This window comes from Azospirillum baldaniorum, from assembly GCF_003119195.2.
Lineage (GTDB): Bacteria > Pseudomonadota > Alphaproteobacteria > Azospirillales > Azospirillaceae > Azospirillum > Azospirillum baldaniorum.
In genome coordinates this window covers 566,224-591,154 of sequence record NZ_CP022260.1, presented here as the reverse complement: position 1 = coordinate 591,154, position 24,931 = coordinate 566,224, and the positions used below count along the sequence as shown (strand labels likewise).

22 protein-coding genes and 1 riboswitch are annotated in these 24,931 nt (G+C 70.1%); of the genes, 9 read left to right on the top strand and 13 right to left on the bottom strand.

Features of this window, described 5'->3' with window-relative positions; translation table 11 throughout:
• Window positions 1-95 precede the first annotated feature (95 nt).
• The 4 genes from Sp245p_RS29275 to Sp245p_RS29260 all read left to right on the top strand — a co-directional run bounded on the left by Sp245p_RS29275 (window position 96) and on the right by Sp245p_RS29260 (window position 8,420).
• Window positions 96-530, top strand: coding sequence for a response regulator (locus tag Sp245p_RS29275; RefSeq protein ID WP_014242497.1), 435 nt, complete (start codon window positions 96-98; stop codon window positions 528-530).
• A 147-nt stretch (window positions 531-677) separates the two neighbouring features.
• The gene (locus Sp245p_RS29270) at window positions 678-5,618 is read left to right on the top strand and encodes a HAMP domain-containing protein (RefSeq protein ID WP_109139211.1); all 4,941 of its coding nucleotides are present in this window, start codon (window positions 678-680) and stop codon (window positions 5,616-5,618) included.
• A gap of 10 nt (window positions 5,619-5,628) precedes the next feature.
• Window positions 5,629-7,716: a response regulator gene (locus Sp245p_RS29265; RefSeq protein ID WP_244439506.1), complete on the top strand. Its 2,088-nt coding sequence runs from the start codon at window positions 5,629-5,631 to the stop codon at window positions 7,714-7,716.
• 104 nt (window positions 7,717-7,820) lie between these two features.
• Complete coding sequence (locus Sp245p_RS29260; RefSeq protein WP_014242494.1) at window positions 7,821-8,420, top strand: RT0821/Lpp0805 family surface protein; 600 nt, start codon at window positions 7,821-7,823, stop codon at window positions 8,418-8,420.
• Between the two features lie 6 nt (window positions 8,421-8,426).
• Here Sp245p_RS29260 and Sp245p_RS29255 read toward each other — a convergent pair whose 3' ends face one another.
• The 5 genes from Sp245p_RS29255 to Sp245p_RS29235 all read right to left on the bottom strand — a co-directional run bounded on the left by Sp245p_RS29255 (window position 8,427) and on the right by Sp245p_RS29235 (window position 12,928).
• Entirely contained in the window at window positions 8,427-9,221 is a 795-nt protein-coding gene (locus Sp245p_RS29255; protein WP_014242493.1) for a DUF3108 domain-containing protein, read from the bottom strand.
• A gap of 10 nt (window positions 9,222-9,231) precedes the next feature.
• Window positions 9,232-9,528: a GNAT family N-acetyltransferase gene (locus tag Sp245p_RS29250; RefSeq protein WP_014242492.1), complete on the bottom strand. Its 297-nt coding sequence runs from the start codon at window positions 9,526-9,528 to the stop codon at window positions 9,232-9,234.
• On the bottom strand, window positions 9,525-11,138 hold the full coding sequence (locus Sp245p_RS29245; RefSeq protein ID WP_014242491.1) for an alpha-amylase family glycosyl hydrolase: 1,614 nt from the start codon (window positions 11,136-11,138) through the stop codon (window positions 9,525-9,527). The genes Sp245p_RS29250 and Sp245p_RS29245 overlap by 4 nt, the downstream gene beginning before the upstream one ends.
• Window positions 11,139-11,163: 25 nt before the next feature.
• Window positions 11,164-11,949 (bottom strand): SDR family oxidoreductase, encoded by a 786-nt coding sequence (locus Sp245p_RS29240; protein ID WP_014242490.1) that lies wholly within the window; start codon window positions 11,947-11,949, stop codon window positions 11,164-11,166.
• A 73-nt stretch (window positions 11,950-12,022) separates the two neighbouring features.
• Window positions 12,023-12,928, bottom strand: a complete 906-nt coding sequence (locus Sp245p_RS29235) for a DMT family transporter (protein ID WP_041813662.1) — start codon at window positions 12,926-12,928, stop codon at window positions 12,023-12,025.
• Between the two features lie 317 nt (window positions 12,929-13,245).
• On the opposite strand from Sp245p_RS29235, the gene Sp245p_RS29230 reads away from it, so the two are divergent.
• The gene (locus tag Sp245p_RS29230; protein ID WP_014242488.1) at window positions 13,246-13,428 is read left to right on the top strand and encodes a hypothetical protein; all 183 of its coding nucleotides are present in this window, start codon (window positions 13,246-13,248) and stop codon (window positions 13,426-13,428) included.
• Window positions 13,429-13,436: 8 nt separating this feature from the next.
• Here Sp245p_RS29230 and Sp245p_RS29225 read toward each other — a convergent pair whose 3' ends face one another.
• From Sp245p_RS29225 to Sp245p_RS29215, 3 genes are all read right to left on the bottom strand, one after another.
• A complete protein-coding gene (locus Sp245p_RS29225; RefSeq protein WP_014242487.1) occupies window positions 13,437-13,733 on the bottom strand; it encodes a DUF1289 domain-containing protein in 297 nt (98 codons plus the stop codon).
• Window positions 13,734-13,823: 90 nt separating this feature from the next.
• The gene (locus tag Sp245p_RS29220; protein ID WP_014242486.1) at window positions 13,824-14,168 is read right to left on the bottom strand and encodes a hypothetical protein; all 345 of its coding nucleotides are present in this window, start codon (window positions 14,166-14,168) and stop codon (window positions 13,824-13,826) included.
• 16 nt (window positions 14,169-14,184) lie between these two features.
• Complete coding sequence (locus Sp245p_RS29215) at window positions 14,185-15,873, bottom strand: methyl-accepting chemotaxis protein (RefSeq protein ID WP_246119819.1); 1,689 nt, start codon at window positions 15,871-15,873, stop codon at window positions 14,185-14,187.
• A gap of 218 nt (window positions 15,874-16,091) precedes the next feature.
• Window positions 16,092-16,213: riboswitch (yybP-ykoY riboswitch) on the top strand.
• Window positions 16,214-16,296: 83 nt separating this feature from the next.
• Here Sp245p_RS29215 and Sp245p_RS29210 point away from each other — a divergent pair.
• Window positions 16,297-16,860: a manganese efflux pump MntP gene (locus tag Sp245p_RS29210; protein ID WP_109139209.1), complete on the top strand. Its 564-nt coding sequence runs from the start codon at window positions 16,297-16,299 to the stop codon at window positions 16,858-16,860.
• 27 nt (window positions 16,861-16,887) lie between these two features.
• On the opposite strand, the gene Sp245p_RS29205 is transcribed toward Sp245p_RS29210, so the two are convergent.
• A complete protein-coding gene (locus Sp245p_RS29205) occupies window positions 16,888-17,328 on the bottom strand; it encodes a hypothetical protein (RefSeq protein WP_129557255.1) in 441 nt (146 codons plus the stop codon).
• Window positions 17,329-17,372: 44 nt separating this feature from the next.
• The gene (locus tag Sp245p_RS29200; RefSeq protein WP_014242482.1) at window positions 17,373-17,726 is read right to left on the bottom strand and encodes a hypothetical protein; all 354 of its coding nucleotides are present in this window, start codon (window positions 17,724-17,726) and stop codon (window positions 17,373-17,375) included.
• A gap of 279 nt (window positions 17,727-18,005) precedes the next feature.
• Between Sp245p_RS29200 and Sp245p_RS29195 the strand changes: the two genes are divergently transcribed.
• The gene (locus tag Sp245p_RS29195) at window positions 18,006-18,695 is read left to right on the top strand and encodes an alpha/beta fold hydrolase (protein ID WP_014242481.1); all 690 of its coding nucleotides are present in this window, start codon (window positions 18,006-18,008) and stop codon (window positions 18,693-18,695) included.
• A 51-nt stretch (window positions 18,696-18,746) separates the two neighbouring features.
• Here the strand turns inward: Sp245p_RS29195 and Sp245p_RS29190 are convergent, their stop codons facing one another.
• Complete coding sequence (locus Sp245p_RS29190; RefSeq protein ID WP_129557254.1) at window positions 18,747-18,941, bottom strand: hypothetical protein; 195 nt, start codon at window positions 18,939-18,941, stop codon at window positions 18,747-18,749.
• Window positions 18,942-19,209: 268 nt separating this feature from the next.
• Between Sp245p_RS29190 and Sp245p_RS29185 the strand changes: the two genes are divergently transcribed.
• Window positions 19,210-20,031: a tellurite resistance TerB family protein gene (locus Sp245p_RS29185; protein WP_014242478.1), complete on the top strand. Its 822-nt coding sequence runs from the start codon at window positions 19,210-19,212 to the stop codon at window positions 20,029-20,031.
• 129 nt (window positions 20,032-20,160) lie between these two features.
• Entirely contained in the window at window positions 20,161-20,754 is a 594-nt protein-coding gene (locus Sp245p_RS29180; RefSeq protein WP_014242477.1) for an O-methyltransferase, read from the top strand.
• Between the two features lie 12 nt (window positions 20,755-20,766).
• Here the strand turns inward: Sp245p_RS29180 and Sp245p_RS29175 are convergent, their stop codons facing one another.
• Together Sp245p_RS29175 and Sp245p_RS29170 are read right to left on the bottom strand one after the other, a co-directional pair.
• Window positions 20,767-24,177 carry an acyl-[ACP]--phospholipid O-acyltransferase gene (locus Sp245p_RS29175; RefSeq protein ID WP_109139141.1) on the bottom strand — a complete coding sequence of 1,137 codons (3,411 nt, stop codon included), beginning with the start codon at window positions 24,175-24,177 and terminating at the stop codon, window positions 20,767-20,769.
• Between the two features lie 3 nt (window positions 24,178-24,180).
• Window positions 24,181-24,774, bottom strand: coding sequence for a TetR/AcrR family transcriptional regulator (locus Sp245p_RS29170; RefSeq protein ID WP_014242475.1), 594 nt, complete (start codon window positions 24,772-24,774; stop codon window positions 24,181-24,183).
• Window positions 24,775-24,931: the final 157 nt, after the last annotated feature.

The following is a 24,931-nucleotide window of genomic DNA, read 5'->3' as shown; positions in this document are numbered from 1 at the left end:
GACGTCTCCGCTCGGGTTCCGGCGGCGGGCGGGACAGGCGCCTCATCGACGCCGTTCCGGCACCGCAGCCGGCAGAACGACAAGAGGGATAAGGGATGACCAACCCGATCAACAGGTCACCACGGGCCGGGGCGGACGGGACCGCGCCCGCCGCAACCACACCCCCCGTCCGGGTCCTGGTCGTCGAGGATGAGACGATCGTCGCCATGTATCTGACCGATATGTTGGAGGAGTTGTCCTACGAGGTGTGCGGCGTCGCCGCCAACGCCGCCGACGCGCTGAAGATCGCCGAGCGGGAGCGCCCCGCCCTGGCCCTGGTGGACATCGGCCTCGCCGGTCCACAGGACGGCATCGAGACCGCGCAGGCTCTGCGCGAGCGCTTCGCCGTGGGCAGCATCTTCATGTCCGGGGCCAGCGATCCCGTCCTGCTGGAGCGCGCCCGCGCCGCCGGCCCGCACGGCTTCATCCAGAAGCCCTACGACGAGCGCCAGCTGAAGACCCTGCTGCACAACGCCGCCCCCCAGCATTAGCCCCCGCCGCCTTCCGCTTGCCGTCCCATGGCTGCGCCGCTCCGGCGCGCGGCCAATCCGGCGTTCCGCCGGATGCGCCGTCCACCACGCGCAAGGGGACACCCGAGACACAGGCCTGGACTTCTTAGGGACCATCGCGTCATGACGATGACCGACGCTCACGACCGGCTCTCCCCCCAGCTTCTCTTGCGCGCGCTGCGCCAGTTCCGCAAGGGCGACTTCTCCGTGCGCCTGCCGCTCGACCTGGATGGGCTGGACGGCGAGATCGCCGCCGCCTTCAACGACGTGGTGGAGATGAACGAAGCCCTGGTGGAGGACGTCGGCCGGGTCAGCGTCGCCATCGGCAAGGAGGGTCGCATCGGCCAGCGCGTCCGCCTGCCCACCGCCTCGGGCGGCTGGGGCGACTGCGTGGACAGCGTCAACGCCATGGTCGCCGACCTGACCCAGCCGACCCAGGAGATGGCCCGCGTCATCGGCGCGGTCGCCAAGGGCGACCTGTCGCAGTCGATGCCGCTGGAGGTCGACGGGCGTCCGCTCCAGGGCGACTTCCTGCACACCGCCCGCACGGTCAACCGGATGGTCGAGCAGCTCGTCACCGTGACGGCGGAGTTGACGCGGGTGGCGCGCGAGGTCGGCATCGAGGGCAAGCTGGGCGAGCAGGCCCAGGTGAAGGACGTCGCCGGCACCTGGAAGGACCTCACCGACAACGTCAACCTGATGGCCGCCAACCTGACGGCCCAGGTCCGCAACATCGCCGACGTCACCACGGCGGTGGCGAAGGGCGACCTGTCGCGCAAGATCACCGTCGACGTGAAGGGTGAAATCCGCGAGCTGAAGGACACCATCAACACGATGGTCGACCAGCTCAACAGCTTCGCCTCGGAAGTCACCCGCGTCGCCCGTGAGGTCGGCAGCGAGGGCAAGCTCGGCGGACAGGCCCAGGTGAAGGGTGTCGCCGGCACCTGGAAGGACCTCACCGACAACGTCAACCTGCTGACCGGCAACCTGACCAATCAGGTCCGCAACATCGCCGACGTGACCACCGCCGTCGCCAACGGCGACCTGTCGCGCAAGATCACCGTCGACGTGAAGGGCGAAATCCGCGAGCTGAAGGACACCATCAACACGATGGTCGACCAGCTCAACAGCTTCGCCTCGGAAGTCACCCGCGTCGCCCGCGAGGTCGGCACCGAAGGCAAGCTCGGCGGGCAGGCCCAGGTGAAGGGCGTCGCCGGCACCTGGAAGGACCTCACCGACAACGTCAACGCGATGGCGACCAACCTGACCAGTCAGGTCCGCAACATCGCGGAGGTCACCACGGCGGTGGCGAAGGGCGACCTGTCGCGCAAGATCACCGTCGACGTGAAGGGCGAAATCCGCGAGTTGAAGGACACCATCAACACGATGGTCGACCAGCTCAACAGCTTCGCCAGCGAGGTCACCCGCGTCGCCCGCGAGGTCGGCAGCGAGGGCAAGCTCGGCGGGCAGGCCCAGGTGAAGGGCGTCGCCGGCACCTGGAAGGACCTCACCGACAACGTCAACCTGCTGACCGGCAACCTGACCAATCAGGTCCGCAACATCGCCGACGTCACCACGGCGGTGGCCAACGGCGACCTGTCGCGCAAGATCACCGTCGACGTGAAGGGCGAAATCCTGGAGCTGAAGGACACCATCAACACGATGGTCGACCAGCTCAACAGCTTCGCCAGCGAGGTCACTCGCGTGGCGCGCGAGGTCGGCACCGAAGGCAAGCTGGGCGGACAGGCCCAGGTGAAGGGTGTGGCCGGCACCTGGAAGGACCTCACCGACAACGTGAACATGATGGCCGCCAACCTGACCGGTCAGGTGCGCGGCATCGCCGAGGTCGTGACGGCGGTCGCCGAGGGCAACCTGAAGCGCAAGCTGACCGTGGCGGCGCGCGGCGAGATCGCGGCGCTGGCCGACACCATCAACGGCGTGATCGAGACACTGGCCATCTTCGCCGATCAGGTCACCAACGTGGCGCGCGAGGTCGGCATCGAAGGCAAGCTGGGCGGTCAGGCCAAGGTGCCCGGCGCCACCGGCGTGTGGGGCGACCTGACCGACAACGTGAACCAGCTCGCCGCCAACCTGACCACCCAGGTGCGCGCCATCGCCGAGGTGGCGACCGCGGTGACCAAGGGCGACCTCACCCGCTCCATCGCCGTCGAGGCGTCGGGCGAGGTGGCGGCGCTGAAGGACAACATCAACGAGATGATCCGCAACCTGCGCGACACGACGCAGAAGAACGCGGAACAGGACTGGCTGAAGACCAACATCGCCAAATTCACCCGCATGCTCCAGGGCGAGCGCGATCTGGTCACCGTCACCAACATGATCCTGTCGGAGATCGCGCCGCTGGTGAACGCCCAGCACGGCGTCCTCTACGTCACCAGCCGCGACGGCGACGAGCCGGTCCTCGATCTGGTCGCCAGCTACGCCCTGAAGGAGCGCGACGGGTTGGGCACCCGCTTCACGCTGAAGCAGGGGCTGGTCGGCCAGTGCGCCCACGAGAAGAAGCCGATCCTGCTGACCAACGTGCCGAAGGACTATGTGCGCATCAGCTCCGGCCTCGGCGAGGCGGCGCCGCTGAACATCATCGTCCTGCCCGTGCTGTTCGAGAACGAGGTGAACGCCGTGCTGGAACTGGCCTCCTTCGGCCATTTCAGCGAGACGCACCGCTCCTTCCTGGAGCAGCTGACGGAAAGCATCGGGATCGTCCTCAACACCATCGCCACCAACATGCGGACCGAAGGGCTGCTCAAGCAGTCGCAGCGCCTGACCGCCGAGCTGCAGAGCCAGCAGGAGGAGCTGAAGACCACCAACGAGCGGCTGGAGCATCAGGCCGCCTCGCTCCGCCAGTCGGAGGAGCTGCTGATGGCCCAGCAGGAGAAGCTGCGCCAGACCAACGAGGCGCTGGAGGAGAAGGCCGAGCAGCTTTCCCTCACCTCCAAATACAAGTCGCAGTTCCTGGCGAACATGAGCCACGAGCTGCGCACCCCGCTGAACAGCCTGCTGATCCTGTCCAAGCTGCTGTCCGACAACGGCGACCACAACCTGACCCCGCGGCAGGTGGAGTTCGCCCGCACCATCAACGCCGCCGGCTCAGACCTGCTGAACCTCATCAACGACATCCTCGACCTGTCGAAGATCGAATCCGGCACGGTCACTCTGGAAATCGGCGCGGTGGTGCTGGACGATCTGCGCGGCCATGTCGAGCGCACCTTCGCCCAGCTCGCCGAGGAGAAGGGGCTGCGCTTCGACATCGACATGACCCAGCCCCTGCCCGCGGCCATCCAGACCGACCAGAAGCGGCTGGAGCAGGTGCTGAACAACCTGCTGTCCAACGCCTTCAAATTCACCGAGACCGGCGGCGTCACCTTCCGCGTCGGGCTGGCCGGCGAGGGCTGGAGCGCTGCCCACCCCGTGCTGAACGCGGCGGAGGGGGTGCTGGCCTTCACCGTCGTCGACACCGGCATCGGCATCCCCGAGAACAAGCAGCGGATCATCTTCGAGGCGTTCCAGCAGGCCGACGGCACGACCAGCCGCAAGTACGGCGGCACCGGCCTCGGCCTGTCGATCAGCCGCGAGATCGCCCGCCTGCTCGGCGGCGAGATCCGCGTGCAGAGCGAGTCCGGGGCCGGCAGCGCCTTCACGCTCTACGTGCCGATGGAGTTCGACATCGCCCGTTACGGCGACCCGGCGACGAAGCTGGCTCCCTTCCCGACGCCGACACGGCCCATCGTGGTGCCGGGGCCGGAGGAGCGGCTGGCGTTGCCGCAGCACCACCCCGTCGCCGACGACCGCGAGCGCATCCGCCCCGGCGACCCGGTGGTCCTGATCGTCGAGGACGACGTGAAGTTCGCCTCGATCCTGGTCGATCTGGCGCGGGAGAAGGGCTTCAAGGCGATCCTCTCCCACGCCGGAAGCCCGGCCATGCCGATGGCCCGCAAATACCGCCCGGACGCGGTGATGCTGGACATCGGACTGCCGGACATCGACGGCTGGGCGCTGCTCGACCTGCTGAAGCGCGACCCGCACACCCGCCACATCCCGGTCCACGTCATCTCCGCCAAGGAGGAGCGGCGCCGCGGCCTCGCCATGGGCGCCTTCGACTACACCGAGAAGCCGGCCGACCGCGAGGCGATCTTCGCGGCACTCGCCAAGGTCAAGGGCTTCGTGGAGCGCCACCAGCGCCGGCTGCTGATCGTCGAGAAGGTCCCCAACCCGGAGACCGGCGGCATCGCCGGCCTGATCGACCACGACAAGGGCGTCGGGGGCGGGGGCGGTGACGACATCGACATCAGCACCGTCACCTCCGCCGAGGCCGCCCGCGCGTTGCTGGCGAAGGAGCGGTTCGACTGCATGGTGCTCGACCTGACGATCCCCCAGCCCAGCGATTTCGAGCTGATCGACAGCCTGCGCACCCGCGATTCCACCGCCTGGATGCCGGTCGTCGCCTATGTCAGCGACGCCATCGCGCCGGAGGACGAGGCGCGGCTGCGCCGGCTGGCCGAGACGGTGGTGCTGCGCAGCGTCCATTCCGCGGACTCGCTGCTCGACGAGACGGCGCTGTTCCTGCACCGGGCGGTGGACCGGCTGCCCGACGACAAGCGCAACGCGCTCGACCAGATCCGCCAGCGCGACCCGGTGCTGGCGGGGCGCAAGGCGCTGATCGTGGACGACGATTTCCGCAACATCTTCTCGCTCGCCAGCGTCCTGGAGGCCCACGACATGACGGTGCTGCACGCCGAGAGCGGGCCGGAGGGGCTGGAGCTGCTGAAGGCGCACCCCGACCTCGATGTGGCTCTGGTCGACATCATGATGCCGCTGATGGACGGCTACCAGACCATCCGGGAAATCCGCGCGACCGCGTCCGGGCGCGGCCTGCCGGTGATCGCCGTCACCGCCAAGGCGATGAAGGGCGACCGCGAGAAGTGCATCGAGGCGGGGGCGACCGACTATCTCGCCAAGCCGGTGGACATCGATCACCTGCTGTCGCTGCTGCGGGTCTGGGCCGGACGCCGGCAGGACGACGACGCGGGGCACACCCATGCCGGACGGGAGTGAGGAGAAGCCCATGCCCCACCCCCAGATGCCCGCCAGCTTCGCCGAGATCGAGGACGCCACACTGCCGCCGCCGGAGGTCCGCGTGCTCGTCGTCGACGACGATCCCCGGAACCTGCTGGCGATGCGGGAGACGCTGGCCGACCTCGACGCCACGGTGATCCTCGCCCGCTCCGGCGAGGAGGCGCTGAAGCGCGTGCTCGACCAGGACTTCGCGGCGATCCTGATGGACGTCCACATGCCCGGCATGGACGGCTACGAGACGGCGGAGCTGATCCGCAACCGCCGCAAGTCGCGGCACATCCCCATCCTGTTCCTGACCGCCATCAACAAGGACGAGATGCACATCTTCCGCGGCTATTCCGCGGGGGCGGTCGACTACATGTTCAAGCCCGTGGACCCGGTCATCCTGCGCAGCAAGGTCACCGTCTTCGTCGAGCTGTACCGCAAGACCGAGGAGGTCAAGCGCCAGGCAGCGTTGCGCGAGCGGCTGATGGCCGAGAACTACCGCGTGCGCGCCGAGAAGCTGGAGGCCGAGCAGGCGCTGCGCCGGTCGGAGGAGCGGCAGGCGATGATCGCCCGTTCCCTGCCGATCGTGCTCTACACCGCCGGGCCGGAGCGCGGCACGCCCTTCCGCTACGTCACCGAGAACGTCGAGGCGCTGTTCGGCTTCCCCGCCGAGCGCTTCCTGACGGACGGCGGTTTCTGGGAATCGCGACTGCATCCGGACGACCGCGAGCGCGCCGCCATCCAGTTCGACGCGATGCGGCAGGGCGGCGTGTCCACGGTGGAATACCGCTGGCGTGCCGCCGACGGGCAGTACCGCACGCTCCTGGAAAAGGCCATGCTGTTGCCGGGCGAGGGCGGCCGGCCGCCGGAACTCTGCGGCACGGTGCTGGACGTCACCGACACGCGGGAGCTTCAGCTCCAGCTCGCCCATGTCCAGAAGATGGAGACCATCGGCCAGTTGACCGGGGGCATCGCCCACGACTTCAACAACATGCTGACCGTGGTCATCGGCAGCCTGGAGAGGCTGGGCCGCATGGCCTTCGACGACCCCAAGGCGGCGCGGCGGGTGGAGATGGCCCTGCAGGCGTCGCTGCGCTGCTCCGACCTGACGCGGCGGCTGCTCGCCTTCGCGCGGCGCCAGCAGCTCCATCCCGAGAGCGTGGACATGGAGGCGCTGGTCCGCAACATGGGCGAGCTGATGGAGCGCACGCTCGGCTCGGCGATCACCGTCGAGATCGACAGCGCGCCGTCCCTCTGCCCGGCGCTGGTGGACCGCACGCAGGCGGAGTCGGCCCTGCTGAACCTCGTCATCAACGCACGCGACGCCATGCCGGCGGGCGGCACGCTGACCATCGCCACCGCGATGGTGGAGGCCGAGGAGGGGGACGCGGAGCTGAGCCCCGGACGCTATGTGCGGATGACCGTGAGCGACACCGGCTGCGGCATGCCGCCGGAGGTTCTGGCCCGTGCCTTCGAACCCTTCTTCACCACCAAGGAGATCGGCAAGGGCACCGGTTTGGGGCTGAGCATGATCCACGGTTTCGTGAAGCAGTCGGGCGGGCTGATCCGGGTGGAGAGCGAGCCGGGCCGCGGCACCTCCTTCCACCTCCACCTGCCCTGCGCCCCCGCAGCCGTCCGTCAGGCGAAGGCGCCGGAGGACACCGAGGACAGCGGTCCGCTGCCCGGCCAGGGCGAGGTCATCCTGGTGGTGGACGACGACCGCGACGTGCGTCAGGTCGCCGTGCTGACCCTCCAGGATCTCGGCTACACCGTGGTCGAGGCGGAGAACGGGCCGGAGGCGCTGGCCGTGCTGGCCGGGGAGCCGCGGGTGGACCTGCTGTTCACCGACGTGGTGATGCCCGGCGGCATGAACGGGCTGGAACTGGCCCAGGAGGCGCAGCGCCGCCATCCCGCCTTGAAGGCGCTCTACGCCTCCGGCTACGCCCATGGCGTGGCCGGGGGCCTGAGCGGCGAGGGGCCGGGCGCGGAGTTCCTGATCAAGCCCTACCGCGACCGCGACCTCGCCCGCGCCGTCCGCAAGGCGTTGGGTGTCAGCGCGGCGGATGCTTTCCCGGAGTTGAAGAGCGCCTGACGATTGCCATCTTCGTCGAAGGTCATTGTCGCCCTTTTGCCTCAACCTTGAGCGGGGCCGTGGTGTTCAGATGACCATCGCGTTGCAATAAAGGAGTAGCCGACGTGTCCGCTGTCCGCCTGTCCGGGATTCGCTTCGCCTCGGTCCTTTGCCTTGGCCTGTCCGTCGCCCTGCCCCTGACCTCCGCCCCCGCCTCGGCGCAGGTGTTCACCCAGGGCGGTTACGGCGCGCCGACCCAGACCAACCCGCAGGGCGGCCCGCTCGGCAACGGCGGCGGCAACACCACCTTCGGCATCGACAACGACCTGCTGGGCAAGCTGGGCGGGGCCGCCGTCGGGGCGCTCGCCGGATCGCAGATCGGCAAGGGCAGCGGCAACCTGCTGGCCATCGGCGCCGGTGGCCTGCTCGGCTACTTCGCCGGCGGTTACCTGATGGAGCAGTTAAGCCCGGGCAGTCGCAATGCGGCGCAGAGCGCGGAGACCCGCGCGCTCGACGCGCCGGTCGGGCAGACCATCCGCTGGAACAGCCCGGACAGCACGAACACCAGCGGCACCATCACCCCGATCCGCGCCGGGCGCGATTCCGCCGGACGGGAGTGCAAGGAGTTCCAGCACAAGGTGACCATCGACGGCCGTCAGGAGTCCGCCACCGGCACCGCCTGCCGCGGCGACGACGGCCAGTGGCGCCTCGCCGCGAATCCGTAACTCCGGTTACAAGCCGGCCTTCACGCCGACGGTGTGAACCAGCACCGTCATGGTGTCGGTCGGCACCTCCACCGTCACCGGGACGACGCGCCCGCTCTCCGGCGCGCGGGCGAACCACACGGTCGCCTTGCGCTCGACCCCTTCGGCGAAGAAGCGGTCCCGGTCGCGGTCGCCCTGGAAGCCGGCCACCGGGCGGACGGTGACCGCGCAGACCTCCGCCGTACCCGTGGCGATGCGGTAGCGCGACGACGGCAGGTCGCCCTTGCCCTGCGGCGTCATGATGATGTCGTAGCGGCGGCGCCCGTCATAGACGGGATAGCGTCCGCCGCAGCCGCCCGCCCGGCTGGCGGTCAGGATCACCGCCGCCCCGGCGCTCAACGGATCGATGCTGCCCCGGCGGCTGTCCGGCGGCACCCGCGCCGCCTTGTCGGGGCTGAGCGGCGGATCGGCCGTCACATCCACCCCGTCGGGGCCGAAGGTCAGCGTCATGATGTCCTGCTTGCGGCGCAGCCGGCGCTCGCCGCGGAAACGGTCCGGCTGGGCGGCGCCGGCCTCCAGCCGTCCCGCGGACTCGGCGTGGTAGCGGAAATTGGTGAAGAGGCCGAGCCAGGGCACCGCCTCCGCCTCCAGGGCCGCCCGGTAGCGGCTGGCGCCGCCCTCTCCCTCCTCCGTCAGCATGACGCTGCCGCGCGCCAGGGAAACGCCGCCGCCATAGGCGGCGAAGTCCAGCTCCAGCGTGGCGGCCCGGCCCGCCGCCGGCGGAAGAATCAGCAGCCCGGCGGCCAGGAAAATCCGCTTCACGGCGATCGCCTCACGTCGATGGTCCGCCCTCCGCGACGACCAGATCCTGGTACTCCGGGTGGCGCTGGATGTATTTGGCCACGAAGGGGCAGACCGGCACAACCTTCTGCCCGCTGGAGCGCGCGTCCTCCAGCGCACCGCGCGCCAGCGCGGAGCCGATGCCCTGCCCGGCCATGCTCTCCGGAACCTCCGTGTGGGTGAAGACGATGGCCCCGTCGCGCTTTTCGTACTCCACCACCGCGGTGGCGTCGCCCACGGTCAGCTCGTAACGGTTCTTGGCCGCGTTGTTCTTCACGTCTCCGCTCATTCCCCACCCTTTCCCTTGTCGTCGAAACCGATCACCACCCCCTCGTCGGGCCGCAGGCGCAGGGCGCCGGACACCGGCTCCCCACCGCGGTCGAGATGGGTGGACAGCCGGATATGGGCAGCGTCCGGCACCGCGTCCACCGTCCGCTCCGCCGCCGACAGGTTCAGCAGGACACGGAAGCGGTCGCGTCCATGACGGCGCTCATAGACCAGGACGTCGTTTTCCGCCGACACCGGCTCGTAGCGCCCGACCGACAAGGCCGGCTCCGCCCGCCGCAGCGACAGCAGGGCGCGGTGGAGCGCCAGCATGGAGGACGGGTCGGCCGCCTGCGCCGCGACGTTCACCCGCTCGTGGTCGGGACCCAGCGGCAGCCAGGGCTCGCCCGTCGTGAAACCGCCTCGCGGACCGCCGTCCCAGGGGATCGGCGTGCGCACCGGATCACGGCCCAGCCCCAGGCCGGGGATGTTCTTCTCCCAGGGGTCCTGCACGCGGTCGGGCGGGATCGCCACGTCGGTCATCCCGATCTCGTCGCCCTGGTAGAGCGTCGGCGTGCCGCGCAGCGTCAGCAGCAGCATGGCCGCCACCCGCGCCTGGCCCCGCCCCAGCCGGCTCGCCACGCGGGAACGGTCGTGGTTGCCGAGCACCCAGTTCGGCCAGCCGCCGGGCGGCAGGGCGGCCTCGTAGGTGCGGATCAGCGCGGCCAGCGCCTTCGCCTCCCACGGGGTGGACAGCAGATGGAAGTTGAAGGGAAGCTGGAAGCCGGTCAGGTCGGCGCCGTAATAGGCCATCAGCTGATCGATGGGCAGATAGGCCTCCCCGATCAGCAGCCGGTCGGGGCCGTACCCATCCGCCACGCGGCGCATGGCGGCGATGGCGTCGTGAACCTCGGGCTGGTCCACCGTGTGGAGGCGGATCAGCCGGCGGACCGGCGACATGCCCTCCCGCCAGCCGGGGTTCGGCGGGTTGTCGCGGAATTGCGCGTCCTTGATCAGGTGATGGATGGCGTCCACCCGGAAGCCGTCCACCCCGCGGTCGAGCCAGACGCGCAGCGCGTCGAGCATGGCCTCGCGCAGCGCCGGATTCCGCCAGTTGAGGTCCGGCTGCTCCTTCAGGTAGGCGTGGTAATAGTATTGGCCGGTCGCCGCGTCCCATTCCCAGGCACCGCCGCCGAACTCCGACAGCCAGTTGTTGGGAGGGCCGCCGTCCGGGGCCGCGTCGCGCCAGATGTACCAATCGCGCTTCGGGTCGTCGCGCGACGAGCGGCTGGCCTGGAACCACGGGTGCCGGTCGGAGCTGTGGTTGGGCACGAAATCCAGGATCAGCTTCATGCCCCGGCGGTGCAGCTCCGCCAACAGCCGCTCGAAATCCTCCATCGTCCCGAACAGCGGGTGGACGCCCGTGTAGTCCGACACGTCGTAGCCGAAATCGGCCATCGGCGACGGGTAGATCGGCGACACCCACAGCGCGTCCACCCCGAGCGTCTGGAGATGGTCGAGCCGGGCCAGGATGCCCGGCAGGTCCCCCACCCCGTCGCCGTTCGAATCCTGGAAGGAGCGCGGGTAGACCTGATAGATCACCCCGCTCTGCCACCACGCGAAGCCGTCCGCCATAAAGCCGTCCGCCATGAGCGGGCCCTCAGCCGATCAGCAGGGACTCGGCGCCGTCGATCCAGACGGGTGTGCCGGTGATGTGCTTCGAGCGGTCCGATGCCAGGAACAGCGCCAGCTCCGCCACGTCGGCGCTGCTGCCCGGCTTGCCGCGGGTCAGCGGTATCTCGCCGTCGGGATATTCGGCGGCCTCCTCGGCCTCTGCGGTGTTGCGCGCCTGGGTGTTGTCCTGAATCTTGGTGTCGATCATCCCCGGACAGATGGCGTTGACGCGGATGCGGTGCTTGGCCAGCTCCAGCGCCAGCATCTGGACCATGGCGACCTGCGCCGCCTTGGTGCAGGAATAGGCGGTGGCCCCGGCGTTGCTGAACACCCGCGTGCCGTTGATCGAGGCGGTCACCAGCACCGACCCGCCGCCCGCCTTCTTCAGATACGGCACCGCGTGGTGCAGCGTCAGGTAGGTGCCGCGCAGGTTGATGTTGATGGTGCGGTCCCACTCCTCCGGAGTCAGCTCGTCGATCGGCGCCCAGACGCCGTTGATGCCGGCGTTGGCGAAGACGATGTCCAGCCGTCCATACTCCTGGACCAGCCGGTCCACCGCCCGCTTCACCGCCTCGCTGTCGGCGACGTCGGCGACGAGGGGGATGGCCTTGCCGCCCGCTGCGGTGATCTCCTCCGCCGTCTTGCGGATCTCGTCCTCGGTGCGGCTGAGCACGCCGACGCTCGCCCCGGCGCTGGCGAACAGGGTGGCGGACGCCTTGCCGATGCCCGACCCGGCCCCGGTGATGAGGGCGACTTTTCCGTTCAAATCCATGATGTAACCGGCTCCGCTGCTTGTGCTGGGACAGCAGAGCCAACCGATGGCGGCCGGGCCGGTTCCCGTCTTTCTAGGCGCCCGCGGCGGGCGCGCGGCGGTTCACCAGCCAGATGCCGGCGCAGACCAGCAGCATCGCCGCGGCGAGGCTCGCGCTGACCCGCTCGCCCAGCAGCAGGGCGCCGGACAGCACGCCGAACAGCGGCGTCAGGAAGGTGAAGGCCGACAGGCGGGCCGCCGGGTAGCGGGCCACCAGCCAGAACCAGGCGAGGTAGGAGGCGAAGGCAACCACCACGATCTGGAAGGCGAGGCAGGCGAGCGCCAGCGGGCCGGGCGCCGTCACCCCCGCCTCGCCCATGAGAAGCGAGGCCAGCGGCATCACCGCCCCGGACACGGCGAGCTGGTAGAACAGCACCTTGGTCGAACTGGCGCGGACCAGCTTGCTGCCCTTGATGACCAGGGTGGTGGCCGCCCACAGCACCGCCGCGGCCAGCACCATCAGGTCGCCGATCATCTCGCGGTTCGTCGGCAGGCGCAGCCCGTCGGCGAAGGCGACCGCCACCCCGACGAAGGCGCAGACCAGCCCGGCCGCCTGGACGCCGCGCATCCGCTCCCCCGGCAGCAGCAGATGCGCGCCGACCGATACCAGGAAGGGGGCTGTGTAGAGGAACAGGATGCTGCGCGACACCGTGGTGTAGGACAGCCCGGTATAGACCAGCAGGAACTCCCCGGCGAACAGCAGCCCGGCCAGCAGACCCAGCCCCAGCGTGCCGTCCCGCTCGAACAGGCGCATGCCGCGCAGCGCCGCCCAGCCCCACAGCAGCGCCAGCGCGCCCAGCGAGCGCAACCCGCCCTGGAGCACCGGCGAGAATCCGGTCATGGCGACCTTGATGGCGACCTGCTGCAGGCCCCAGAGCAGGCAGAGCAGAACCAGCGTGGCGGAGGCGGCGCCGTCCAGCTCCGCGCGGCGTTCGGTCATGGCGATGGCGGTCATGATGATGGCTGCGGCGGCGCGGCGGTCCACCGCCATCCCCACCGCACGTCCTCCCGGTTTTTCTTCCTTCGACGTGCAGAATGGGACGGCGCCGGGAAGCCGGTCAACGAACGCCTGCGAAGGGCAGACCCGCGCGTGGGCTCGATGGCCCGGACGGACTTTTGTGCAATGCGGTATGCAGGCATGCCCATAATGCGCAGCTCACCGCCGCTCCGAGGTTCATATTGAACAGGCAATCGACGGCGCCGCCTTTGCGGCGCCCGCCCCTCCCACGGCAAATCAACACCCGAAAAGGAACGGACGTGATCCACAAGATCATGGACAAGATCGACCGCGTCATCGCCCAGAAACGCGAGAGCGGCGAGCTTGATGCTTGGCTTTCCAACGGCATGGCCCGCCGTTACTGCCAGGAACTGACGGCGTCACAGAAGCACTACTATCCCGCCCTGCTGCTGTATGTGGAACGGCACGCCGGGATCGGGTGAGGCGGTGTTCACTCCGCCGCTCTGACGACCGACCCCTCCAGCTCCGACCGGCGGGCGCGCAGGGTGGCGAGCTTCGCTTCCAGCTTGCGGATTTTCTTGTCGAGCTTCTTCGCCCGCTTGCCGTCCTTCTTGGAGACCGTGCCGCCGCGCGCGGCGATGCGGGCGTTGATCGCCGCCTTCGTCTCGTCCGGCAGGCGTTTCCAGTGCCTCACCTCAGCGCGGGTGCGGAAACAGCCCATGCAGCGGTCCGCCGCATCGTAGCGGCAGAGCTTCGTGCAGGGGTTGCGGGTGTCGTGCGTGCTCATAGCGCCATAGGATGGGTGCGGCAGGGCCGAAGGAAAAGCCCCGGCCGCCCCGTCCTGCGGACGATTCTCAAAAAAGCGGGTCTGCGATGATCAGGGCGTCACGCGCCCGGACAGGCAGGAGGCCCGCGCCCGCTCATCCACCGCCACCGCCGCGGCGCCGGCTCCCCCCTCCCCGCCATAGAGCGCGGCGGGAAGCGGCCGGCCGGTGGCCTCGCCCTCCTTGCGGTGCCAGGACAGGATGCAGGAGCACACCCGCACCGCCGCCTCGGTGGAGCCGGTGTTCTGCGTCGCGAAGGGGCTGGCCTCGCAGGCCGCCAGGAACTCCCGGTTCGCGTCGGTCCGCCCACCGTCCGGCGGGTCGCCGCTGAAGACCAGCAGGGCCGCCAGCGACGCGAAGAAGAACACGAACAGCAGCGAACGCGGGTTGCGGAACACGGGCGGAACCCTTTCTTCAGGCCGAGCGGATCTGCCGCAGGAACGCACCGGCCTGCTCGCGCAGGGCCAGCGCCTGCCGGCCGAGATCGGCGGCGGCGGAGCGCACTTCCGACGCCATGGTGCCGGTCTCGTGGGCGGAGGCCGACACGTCGCGGACGCTGTGGGTCACCTCCGACGTGCGGTCGGCGGCGCGCTGGACGCTGCGGGCGATCTCACCGGTGGTGGCGTTCTGGCGATCGGCGGACCCGGCGATGCGGCCGACCAGATCGTTCACCGCGACCACCGTGCGCCCGATGCCGCCGATGGCCGTCACCGCGCTGCCGGTCACCGCCTGGATCTCCGCGACCTGCTGCGCGATCTCGTCGGTCGCCCTGGCGGTCTGGTTGGCGAGGCCCTTCACCTCGTTGGCGACGACGGCGAAGCCCTTGCCGGCCTCGCCCGCCCGCGCCGCCTCGATGGTGGCGTTCAGCGCCAGCAGGTTGGTCTGCGCGGCGATGCTCTGGATCAGCGTCACCACCTCCCCGATCTTGCCGGCGGCGGCGGCAAGGCCCTCGACCGTGTGGTTGGTGCGCTCCACCTCCTCCACCGCGTTGCGGACCATGCGGGAGGACTCGTCGATCTGGCGGGACACCTCGACAATGGACGCCGTCAGCTCTTCGGTGGCGCCGGCCACGGTCCGCACGTCGTCGCTGGCCTCGCCCGCCGCACCGCTGACCGCGGCGGCCTGCCCGCTGCTGCTCTCGGCGATGCCATGCAGGCGCTGGGCGTTGGATTCGAGCTGGGCCGTGGTGGCGCTCAGCGTCTCGACGACGCTCAGCATCGTGCCTTCGAAGTTGCGGGCAACCGCCTCCAGCGCGTCGCGGCGGTCCCGCTCGGCGCGGGCGCGCTCCTCCGCCTGGGCGGCATCGAGCCGGGCGACCTGCTGCGCGTTCTCCTTGAAGACGCTCAGCGCCCGGGCCATGCCGCCGATCTCATCCTTGCGGTCCAGCGCCGGAACCTCGACCGACAGGGTCCCCGTCGCCAACCGCTCCATGGCGCCGCGCATGGCGGACAGCGGGCGGAAGATGCGTCGTGACAACAGCAGGCTGCCGCCGGCCACCAGCAGCGTCACCGCGGCGCCCAGCCCACCGATCATCGTCTGGGTGTCGCGGATCGGCGCGAAGAACTCCGCCCGCGGCACACCGACATAGAGCACGCCGACCACCTTGCCCGAGCGGTCCTTGATCGGGTCGTAGGCGGTGTAGAAGGGAACGCCCAGGATGTCGGCCTGCCCACGGTACGGCTCGCCCCGGACCAGCACGGCGTCGTAGACCGGCCCCTTGGCCAGTTGGGTGCCGACGGCGCGCCCGCCGTCCGGCTTCTGGACGTTGGTGGTCACCCGCGTGTCGCCCATGAACAGGGTGGCGGTGCCGCCGACCAGCGCTTTCACCCGGTCCACCGGTTCGAAGAAACCGTTCAGCGCGCGGTCGCCGGCGTACAGCGCGCCGTCGCGGACGCTGATGTCGCGCCCGTACTGGTTCAGCACGTCCCAGGCGACGCGCATGTTGGTTTCCTGCCGCTCGACCGCCATGCGCTCCGCATAGCGGCTCAGCAACGTTTCGTTGACCGCAAAGGTGGCGCTCGTCAACACGACCAATCCACCGACACACAGCGACACCGTCTTGCCCGAAAGCGACAGCGAGCCGACCCCCGTCAGCAACCCCATGGCGAACCCCCGCGCCCAATGATGCCCATTGAATCCGAGCGTTTCGTACCCCAACGAACCGCAGCGGCATAAAAGCGTCAGAGGCTCTTAACAAATCGTTCCGGGGCGCACCACGCCTGCCCCACGGCGGGGCGCGGCGCATCCTTTTTAGAGCGATTCAAATATATATGAACAGCTATTCATATAGATTGACACCTACACTCTCCGGCGTTAGGGTCCGCCCCGTCATTGGGGAGTAGCCACCCTCCTGCGAGAGGGGCGTGCGCCAACAGACTCGGGACCATCCTGCCTCAGGCGGTCCCGTGGCGCACGCGGCAGCCGGACAGAGTCCGGCCGGTTCGGCAAGACCGATGGTGCGGACGCTCCCGAAGGCCAACCGGGGGTAGCCGTGCTGTCGTGTCCGTTTGGCCGGAGTTCGTTGCCATGCTCGGTGTGACCTCCCTCGTCCTCGCCGTCAGCCTTTCCATGGACAGCTTCGCCGCGGCGTTGGGCCGTGGCGCCGTTCAGAAGCGTCCCGGCCTGTCCGAGGCGTTGCGGGTCGGTTTCGCCTTTGGCCTCTGCCAGCTCTCGATGGCCTCCATCGGCTGGGCGGTGGGTTCGGCCTTCGCCGGCTTCGTCCAGGCGATCGACCACTGGATCGCCTTCGGCCTGCTGCTGATGATCGGCGGATCGATGATCCGCAACGCGCTCGCCGGGGAAGAGGACGACGAGGCGGCGGCCACCCGCTCGGGCTGGCTGGCCCTGCTGACGGTGGCGGTGGCGACCAGCATCGACGCCAGCGCGGTGGGGGTCGGCCTCGCCATGGCGGACGTCAACATCGCGGTGACCGCCAGCCTGATCGGCGTCGTCACCTTCCTGATGGGTTTCGGCGGCGTCCTGCTGGGCCGCGCCGCCGGCCCGCTACTCGGCCGCCGGGCGGAGCTGATTGGCGGCCTCGGCCTGCTCGCCATCGGCACCAAGATCCTGATCGAGCACACCCTTCTGTAACGTCCGACCCGTCAACGGTCTCCGTCTTCAGGCGGCGACCGCGTGGATGGTGTGGCCGGCGGCGACGGCGGCCACCGTCTGGGCGAGCAGGCCCGGACGCTCCTGAACCCGGTCGCAGACCGCGCTGAAGTCGATGGACAGCGCCCGCTCTCCACGGTCGCTCAATGCGCCGCAACGGCGCCCGGCGTGCTCCAGGGTCGCCACGGCGGCCCGGATGACCCCGGCCCCGATCTTCAACCGGCTGGCCCGCGCGGCCTCGGCGATGCGCGGCTCGTTCTGCGCCAGCCAGTGGGACAGCCCCTGCGCGGCCAGCGCGAATTCCCGCTCCAGCGCCGCCGGGTCGCACAGCACGGCACCGTTGGGCAGATGCAGCCGACCGTTGGCCGATGGGAGCGACAGCGCCGCCGCGATGATCGCGGAGGCCAGTTCCTGCCCGGAGAAGGGCGTCGTCACACAATCACTCATCATAGAAGCGTTCATCGGTTCGCTCTCCAGCAGGACCCGGAGCCCGGTCAGGGCACGGACAATTGCGCGCGGGCCATGCCGCCATGCAGCGTGTCGAAGCAGACCACGCACTCCGGCGAGTCGGCGATGTAGGCCAAAACGTCCGCGTAGGGACCGTCGATGTGGATGAGTTCCGCCCCGCGATCCTCCGCCGCGCCGCGGCTGTGGGTGATCGTCAGCATGTCCATGCGCGGGCCGCGCCCGCCGGTGGTCGCCGCCAGCACCGTCGCCCGCTGCCGATGATCGGAATTGCGGTGATCGGGGCGCAGGGCGACCACGACGCCGGCGGGAGCGGCATCCTCGACACCGCGGACGGCGTTCGGGCGGCTTCCGGGACGGACGGCGGAAAGGGTCTTGACCATGGCTCACCTCAAGGGCTCGGGCTGGCGATACGGACGGACTGGCTTGGCGGACGGGGCGGACAATCGCCCCGCCTCCCTGTTGGTATACCGTATCCCAGAACAATCTTAGCTTCAAGGGCGATTTTGCGAAATTTTCATCCCGCTCCGCAGCAAGACATCCTTTGACCCCGGAGTCCGGGCGGCTTTTCCGCAGGGAGGAAAAGGGCAGCCTCCGCGCTGGACAGGCGGGCGCGGGCGTGCTCAGAGGATAGGGTCGGTCACTGTCACGGGAATCGGTCCATGGACCCGGTCGCCACTTCCGTCATCCTCGTCCACGGCGCCTTCGCGGACGGCTCCGCCTGGAGCCGCGTGATCCCCCTGCTCCAGGCCCAGGGGCTGGAGGCGATCGCCGTGCAGAATCCGCTGACCTCGCTGGACGAGGACGTTGCCCATGTCCAGCGCGCCATCGACCGCGCCAAGGGACCGGTGGTGCTAGTCGGCCATTCCTGGGGCGGGGCGGTGATCACCCAGATCGGGAATCAGGACAAGGTGAAGGCGCTGGTCTATGTGGCGGCCTTCGCGCCGGGAGTCGGCCAGTCGCCGAACGACACGCTGAAGCCCTTCCCGCCCTCGCCCGGCCTGTCCAGCGTGTCGATGGACCGTGCGGGCTATCTGCATTTGTCGGCGGAAAGTCTGGCGGCGAACTTCGCCCAGGATGTGCCGGCGGCGGAGGCGGCGCTGCTGGCCGCGACGCAGGGGCCGGTCCATGCCGGCTGCTTCCGCACGCGGGTGACCGCCGCGGCGTGGGAGCACAAGCCGTCCTGGTACATCGTCGCCAGCGAGGACCGGATGCTTCCCCCGGCCTTCCTGCGGGCGACCGCCGAGCGCATCGGCGCGCGGACGGTGGAGGTCGGGGCCAGCCACATCCCGCACGCCTCCCGGCCCGACGCGGTGGCGGCGGTGATCATCGAGGCGGCGGGAGCCCGCTGACGGGCGCCCGGCCGCTCCCAATCACGATTTCAGGGGCACGATTTCACGGCATCATCCGGCGGCGCAGCAGCAGGCGGGCTCCGGATCGGACTCGTCGTCGTTCGCGGCGACGCAGCCGTGTGCCGTGCCCAGCAGCCGGTGAAGATAGTCGTTCCACAGCGACCCGCAGGCCGGGGCCGGCGGCGGAACGAACGGTGTCGGCGACACATCCGGCGGAGGCGGTTCCGCGTGCCGGTCGAAGGTCATGGGCGTCTCCTCCAAAATGCCACCCGCCGACCGGCGGGCGTTGGCGCTTGCTGCGCTCTGATGCGCGCCACGATAGCGGAAGTCAGTGTCCTGCACAGCCTGTTCGAAAGCCACTCCACCTCCGGCATAGAAGCCGTCATAGAAGAGGGATCGGCTGGTCAGGCCCATCATTGGCACCGATAGCTGTGCCGTGACGCCAATCCCTTTCGTCTGTTGATGAGGCGCGAAGCTGCATCGACACAGACACCGATTAGGAGAGAGGCGCGTCATGGCGAATCTTCAGAACATCCTCGGCACCCTTCTGGCGACCGGCATGGGAGGGCACAGCCGCAGGAGCCCGCAGGATCTGGGGTCGATCCTGAACCGGTCAGGGATGGGCTCAGGATCGGCGATGCACGCCCGCAGCGGCATGGGCGTCGGCCCCATGGCCGGGCTGGGCGCGCTGGCCTACCTCGCCTACCGCGCCTATCAGGAGCGGCAGCAGAATATGCCTCCGTCGGGGCAGCCCTCCTCCGGACAAGCCCCCGCCCGCTCCGGGCAGCCGGGGACCAGCCCGTGGGGGGCGCCGCCGTCCGGTTCGGGCAACACGCCGGGGGGCATCCTCGGCGGCATCCTCGGCGGGGCCGGCGCTTCCGGCGGCGGATCGCTGGGCGAACGGCTGTCCCAGGTCTTCCAGCAGCGCACCGCTCCCCTGCCCGACGCCGCCCCGTCGGGATCGGGCGAGGGTGCCTTCCCGGAACTCGCCATGGAGGACCAGCACGCCCTGCTGCTGATCCGCGCCATGATCGCCGCCGCCAACGCCGACGGCGAGATTTCGGCGGCTGAGCGCCAGCGCATCATGTCCGCCCTGGACGAGGCCGGCGGCGGCCCGGAGGAGCGGCGAATCGTGGAGCAGGAACTGTCCCAGCCGCAGTCGCTCGACTCGCTGGTCCGCTCCGTCACCGATCCGGACATGGCGGAGCAGGTCTATCTGGCCTCGCTGATGGCGGTGGACCGCGAGCATGAGGCGGAACGCGCCTATCTCACCTACCTCGCCACCCGCTTGAAGATCGCCCCGCAACGCGCCGAGCAGCTCAACCAAGCGGCGTGACCGCTCCAACCGTGAAGCCCCCTCCTGCCTCCCGGCGGGAGGGGGCTTTCCATTGACCGCGCTCTCTTGACCGCACGGCCACAATCGGCGCAGGGTCTTGTCCCACTCTCCGCCACCGGGACCAACATCATGCTGCTGGATGACGCCGTCGACCGCGTGCTCCGCGATCTTGAGAACTATGGGCGCGACAACGACGCGCGCGAGGGCGACCGTGCCCGCAAAATGCTGAATCTTGAGCGCGAGACGGCTGAGCTTCTTCACATCCTGGTGCGCAGCGGGCGCCGCCGCCGGGTGCTGGAGATCGGCACCTCCAACGGCGTCAGCACCCTGTGGCTCGCCGCGGCGTTGCAGGCCATCGGCGCCTCGGAACCGCTGACCAGCATCGAGCGCGATCCGGGCAAGAGCGCGCAGGCCGCCACCAACCTGGAGCGCGCCGGGCTGGCCAGCCGCGTCAACCTGCTGGTCGGCGACGCGACGGAGACGGTGGCCGGGCTGGACGGCCCCTTCGACTGCGTGTTCTTCGACGCCGACCGCTGGAGCGCCCCGGAGCAGCTTCGCCTTCTGCTGCCGAAGCTGGAGCCGGATTGCCTGCTGCTGGCCGACAACGCCCTGTCCCATCCGCAGGAGATCGCCGGCTACATCGCGGCGGTGGACGCCCTGCCCGGCTTCGGCTCCACCATCTTCCCGGTGGGCAAGGGGCTGCACGTCGCCTGCCACCCCTGACCCCGCCGGTCGTCAGGCCGTCTCGCTCGCCAGAATCTCGGCGGCCAGCCGGCTGACGGCCGGATAGTCGGTCTTGCCGGTGCCGAGCAGGGGAATCGTCTCCACCCGCAGCACGTCGCGGGGAATGGCGATCTCCGGCGCGCCCTTGGCCTTGGCCGCCGCCGCCAGCGCATCGCGGGTCGGACCAGTGCCCGAGGTGACCAGGACGATCCGCTCGCCGCGCCGGGCGTCCGGCAGGGCGACCGCGGCGTGGGCGGCGTCGGGCGCGGCCTGGAGCGCCAGTTCCTCGACCAGCCCCAGCGGGACCATCTCGCCGGCCACCTTGGCGAAGCGCTTGACCCGCCCGACGATGCGGATGAAGCCGTCGGCGTCGATGTCCACGATGTCGCCGGTGTCGTGCCAGCCGTCCTCCGGCGGCTCCACCACGCCGGGGTTGTCGGCGCGCATGTAGCCCTTCATCACGTTCGGCCCGCGCACCCGCAGCCGCCCACCCACCGGCACGCCAGGGACCGGAAGCAGCTCCGTCTCGATGCCCGGCAGGGCCTGTCCGACCGTGCCGGGGCGGAAGCGGGCCGGCGTGTTGACCGCGATCACCGGGGAGGTCTCGGTGGTGCCGTAGCCCTCCAGCAGATGCACGCGCAGCCGTTCCGTGTAGGTGCGGCGCGTCTCCTCCTGCAACCGCTCGGCCCCGGCGAAGACCAGCCGCAGCGAGCGGAAGTCGTAGGGATCCGCCGCCCGCGCCCAGGCGTTCAGGAAGAAGTCCGTGCCGAACAGCACCGTGGCGTTGGTCTGGTAGACCAGCTCCGGAATCAGCCGGACGTGGCGCGGGTTGGGGTAGAGCACCGTCTTCACCCCGTTCAGGATCGGCAGCAGCATCCCGCCGAGCAGCCCGAAGGAATGGAAGACCGGCAGGCAGTTGAACACCACGTCCTGCCGCGTGAAGTCGACGACGGAGGCCACCTGCGCCATGTTGGCGAGCAGGTTGTCGTGAGTCAGCGCCACGCCCTTGGGTGGCCCCTCCGACCCCGAGGTGAAGAGGATCGCCGCCACGTCGTCCGGCTGTCCTTGCTGTGGCAGGAAGCGCTCCGGCGCCACCGAGGCGGCCAGCGCCCGCAGCTTGTCGCCGATGCCCAGCCCGCGCTTCACGTCCTCCAGATAGACGATGCTGTGCTCGGCGGCCAGCGCCTCGACCAGCGGGCCGAGCCGTCCCATCTCCACGAAACGGGCCGAGGTGACGATGCGGCGCAGCCCGGCGGCGCGGCAGGCGGCCTTGATGGCCTCCGCCCCGGCGGTGAAGTTCAGCATCGCTGCGGGCCGCCCATGGGCCGCCAGCCCGAAGAACACCGCCGCGGTCGGCGAGGCGGTCGGCAGCAGCACGCCCACCGCCTCACCCGGCTCGGTGCCGCGGGTCAGGATGCGGCCGAGCACCAGGGAGCGCGCGGTCAGGGCGCGGTAGGACAGCGTGGTGAAGTCGCCGTCCTGCACCGCCGCCTTGCCCCGGCCGGTCTTCCGCCCGGCCTCCAGCAGGGCGAGCGCCAGCGTGTCGGGCCGCTGCCCGGCGGCGAAGACGGTTTCCGTCATGACGCGCGACAGCCAGGACTTCAGCGCCGCCCGCCGCTTCTTGCCGGCCAGACCCGTCACGTCCGGGGTGGCGACCGGCGGCATGACCGTGATGGTGATCCGCGGGAACAGGCCCAGCCGCAGCCGCCCGTGCATCCGCGACAGCATGGAGCGCTGCGCGCCCTCGATGCAGACCGGAACGATGGGGCAGCCCGCTTTGTCGGCCAGCATGCCGGGACCGCCGTTGATCTTCATCAGCGAGCCGGTGACGGTGATCCGCCCCTCCGGGAAGATGCAGATCTTGTGTCCCTCGGCCAAGGTGCGGGCGAGCAGGCGCGTGCCCATCGGCTTGGTCGGGTCGATGGTCACATGGTCGGCCAGCGCCAGGAAGGGCTTGGCCCAGGCCTGCTGCGCGATGAAGCTGTCCACGGCGAAGCGCATCCCCGGCAGGAAGGCGGCGAGCAGAGCACCGTCCAGGAAGGACTGGTGGTTCGGCGTGACGACGGTCGCCCCCTCCAGCCGCTCCAGATGCTCGGCGCCGCGCAGCTCGACCCGGAAAGCCAGCCGGAAGAAGGCGCGGGCCAGCGCCCGTCCCAGGCCCACCGCGTCAATGGCGAGCGCCAGCACGACGGCGGCCAGCATGCTTGCCCCGCCCCAGGCGGCGACGGTCAGCGGCGTCACGCCCAGCGCCAGCATGGCCGCCGCGATGCCCGAGCCCACCACCATGAACAGCGCGTTGACCACGTTGGCCGCCGCGATCACCCGGGCACGGGCCGAGGCCGCCGCGCGGTGCTGGATCAGCGCGTAGAGCGGCACGGCGAAGGCGCCGCCCGCCGCGGCGATCAGGAACAGGTCGGCCAGCAGCGGCATCGCCCAGGGCTGGGCCAGCAGCGCCAGCGCCGACAGCGGCTCCGCCGACGGCGCGTCGGGCGTCAGGAAGGGCAGCGCCGCCCCGGCCACCGCCGCGACGAGACCGGCCAGGGCGGCACGGCGCGCGTCGGAGCGCGACGGCACCCGGTGCCCCAGCCCGGCATAGACGGAGCCGACCGCCACGCCCACGGCGAAGACCGCCAGCAGCAGGGTCGCCCCCTCGCTGTCGGTACCCAGCGTTTCCCGCGCGATGGCCGGGAACTGCGCCATGACGACCGCGCCGACGCCCCAGAAAACGGAGATGCCGTAGATCGCCAGCATCGACACCCGGTCCTGCGCGGTGGCGCGCAGAACGCGCAGGGTGACCGACACCGGGTTCAGCCCGACGCGCACCGTCCGGTCGGCGTTGCCGGCCCGCGGGATCAGCAGCGACGCCGCCAGCCCGCCCAGCGCCGTCGCCCCGAGCAGTCCCGGAAGCGCCAGCGGGTGGGCCAGAGCGAGCGAACCTCCCGCGATGGTGCCGAGCAGGATCGCCACGAAGGTCCCGGCCTCCACCAGACCGTTGCCGGCGGTCAGCTCTTCCGGCTTCAGCAAATCAGGGAGCAGGCCATACTTGACCGGCCCGAAGACGGTGGAATGGGCGCCCATGCCGACCAGCGCGACGATCAGCACGCCGAGGTCGGCGCGCATGATGCCCCAGGCGGCAATCGCCATCAGGCCGATCTCCGCCACCTTCACGGCGCGGGCGATCAGCGTGCGGTCGAAGCGGTCGGCCAGTTGCCCGGCGGTCGCCGAGAACAGCAGGAAGGGCACGGTGAAGGCCGCCGCGGCGAGCGTCGAGATCAGCGCGCCGTCGCCCGCCGTTCCGGCCATGCCATAGACGGCCAGCACCGCGATGGCGCCGCGCAGCACGTTGTCGCCGAAGGCGCCGAGGAACTGCGTCACGAACAGCGGCAGGAAGCGCCGCGTCGCGAGAAGGCCGAGTTCGCCCATGGCTCAGGTCTCCTTTCCGGTGGACAGGCCGCGCAGCAGCGCGTCGGCGACCGTGTCGGCCAGCGTGCCGAGCGGGGCCGTCTGCCGTCCGTAAACGTGCGACTGGATGTTGAGGACAATGGCGCCGATCACCGTGTGGGCCAGCGCCTCGCGGTCGGCGTCGACGATGCTCCCTTCCGCGATGCCGTCGCCGACGATGGCGCAGACCGCGTCCACCGGCGTCTCCAACCCGTCATTCATCAGGGCGGGCACCAGCGGCAGCGCGTCGTGCTGCGACAGCAGGAGGAAGCGCGCGCGGTCCGGCGCCGCCTCGACCAGCCCGAAGGCCCAGGCGATGACCCGGCGCAGCCGCTGCGGCGCCGGACCGCTCCCCGCCGCCTCGCGCAGGCTGTGCGACAGGGCGGTGTATTCGTCGGCGAACAGGGCGGCGGCAAGCTCCTCCTTGCTCGCCCAATGGCGGTACAGCGCCCCCTCCGACACCCCGGCGGCGCGGGCGATGTCCTTGATGGTGGTCGCCTTCACCCCCTTCTGGGCGAACAGCGCGATGGCGGCGTCCCGGACCTTGTTGCGTGCGTCGCTGCGGGCATCTTTGGACATGGCGCTTCCGTTCGTGGCGTTCGTTATGAGTGAACGTTCACTCACATCCTGCACGGAACCGGTCCGCGCTGCAAGGGTGATGTGACGGCACCGCATCGCCGTGCGCTTTGCACGACGGGTGCTTTTTTGGGCAAGATCATTCGCACACACTCATGAA